We start from the raw sequence: 2081 nt of genomic DNA on the forward strand, positions 1-2081 counted from the left end.
GCCAGCTCGACCGGGACTGCGTGGCGGTGGTGCACAGCCACCTGGATCAACTCCTGGCGATCCACAACCGCTATCAGGACGAAAAGCCGGACGCCGCAACCGGGATGTGACCGGCCTTTGATTTGTTTTTATTGATATTAATGTGTTTTATGAAATAAAAATGATGTAATAAATCGTGTTAATTTGATTTAATTCGCTTCTCAGATGTATATTTTGAAAACACCCGCCGCATTCAATCCAGCGCGGCATCGGTTTCATTTTCAGAACAATCATCTTGAGACGGTTCACCCTTCCCCACCGGCTGTACGAAGCCTTACCAGCGCTGTACGCCATCGCCGGCCTGCTCACCCTCTTCAACTTGCCCAACACGCTCGGATGGCTCAGCGGTCTGTTGCTGATCGGCGCAGGCTGGCAGGTCTGGCGCATGCGCTATGCGTACCGCAGCCAGCGCTCCAGACAGCGCCGTTCGGTGCGTTCCCCGCACCACCGGCCACGAACACACGGCAGCGACTGGCATGTCCGACCACAAAGGTTCTGAAAAGACGCAGCGCGCAGCCACCACCCAAAGCCTGGTGTCAGCCCTGTCAACGCCGTCCACCGATCGCTACATCGCCGTGTCGCTAGCTGGCATTGAGGTCAACCGCCCCATTCCCGCAGACATCTGGAACGCGCGCGGCGTGCTGCTGATGCGCAAAGGCGAGATGCTGGAAACGCTGGAACGCCAACAGCTGCTCAGCCGCCACCAACCCAGCATCCGCGAAGCTGACCGCCGCGACTGGTTGCTGGCAGGCCAGACCGTGCACCAGACCGCTTTGCGCGTGGCCCACCGCGCCACAGACGAGGCGATGCGCAGCATGAACGACGACTGGCTGGACCTGCATGCCCAGCTCTCGATACTGCTGCAACAAAACCTGCTGGTGCGCGATTTTCTGCCGCGCTTCAACACCTTGCGGCACAAGGCCCTCGGCCTGATGGACCGCCACCCCGACGAGAGCCTGTTTGTGCTGGTGCAGATGCTGTACGACACGCAACTGGGCTACAGCACCAGCAACGCCCTGGCCGCCGCGGCCGTCTGCCACGTGATCGGGCCAACGGCGGGCCTGAGCCACGCGCAGGAATGCTCGTTGTTCAACGCCGCGCTGACCATGAACGTGGGCATGGCGCGACTCCAGAACCAGCTGGCCGTGCAAAAGGTCGGCCCCGATGCGCACCAGCGCGAAGCCATCAAAAACCACCCCCACGTCGGTGCCAACATGCTGGAGCAGCTGGGCGTGACCGACCTGTTGTGGCTGGACCTGGTGAGAGACCACCACGAACACGCCCAGGGCGGCGGCTACCCCACCAGCCGCCCCGTGCATCACACGGCCCAGCAATTGCTGCAGCTGGCAGACCGCTTCGTGGCCCGGATCAGCCCGCGCAAAACCCGTCGCGGGCAGTCGGTGCGGGCGGCCGCGCGGGCGCAGTTTCTGGAGATGCAAAGCCAGTCCAACCCCTTGGGGCAGTTGCTGGTCAAGCAGTTGGGCATGTACCTGCCCGGCAGCTACGTGCGGCTGCAAAGCGACGAGATCGCCGTCGTCACCCGCAGCACGCCGCTGCTCAATGCGCCCATGGTGATGGCCATCATCGGCAAGAACGGCATACCGCTGTCGGCGCCCAGCCTGCGCGACACCGCCAACCCGGCCTTTGCGATCAAGGACACGGTCGCCTCCGAGGAGGTCAAGGTGCGGCTCGATCCCTCGCGGCTGTTCGGGCGGGGCTGAGCCTGAACGCGCCAGCGGGCCGCTCAGACCAGCGCAAAGGCCACCGTGTCGGGCACACCCGGCGCCACCCACATCTGGCGAGCGCTCGCGTCGATCATCACGCCGGCCACGCTCTCCACGCAGGCCTCTGGCGGCAGCGCCGGGTCGGGGTGGCGGCACACGGCCAGGTAGCCGCCGCTGGTGTCGCGCAGAAAAGCCTCCAGCGCAGCGCGGTCCACCTGTGCGGCGTCGCCGTGGCGGCAGGCCGTGTCCAGGCGCGAGGTGGTGGACAGCGCGGCCGCCATCGGCGCCTGCACCGTTTGCAGGGCTGGGCTCAGGTAG

At 64.5% G+C, this 2081-nt stretch carries 3 protein-coding genes; 2 read left to right on the forward strand and 1 reads right to left on the reverse strand.

What is annotated here, in order from left to right; genetic code table 11:
• The first annotated feature begins 274 nt into the window (after window positions 1–274).
• A complete protein-coding gene (locus Q8M88_RS14430; RefSeq protein WP_305597856.1) occupies window positions 275–538 on the forward strand; it encodes a hypothetical protein in 264 nt (87 codons plus the stop codon).
• Entirely contained in the window at window positions 516–1760 is a 1245-nt protein-coding gene (locus Q8M88_RS14435) for an HD-GYP domain-containing protein (RefSeq protein WP_305597857.1), read from the forward strand. Before Q8M88_RS14430 ends, Q8M88_RS14435 begins: the two co-directional genes overlap by 23 nt.
• Window positions 1761–1783: 23 nt before the next feature.
• Here the strand turns inward: Q8M88_RS14435 and Q8M88_RS14440 are convergent.
• Window positions 1784–2081, reverse strand: a 298-nt coding sequence (locus tag Q8M88_RS14440) for a hypothetical protein (protein WP_305597858.1), incomplete at its 5' end; no start/stop codon positions are given.

It is taken from the genome of Phenylobacterium sp., from assembly GCF_030693805.1.
Taxonomy (GTDB): Bacteria; Pseudomonadota; Alphaproteobacteria; order Caulobacterales; family Caulobacteraceae; genus Phenylobacterium.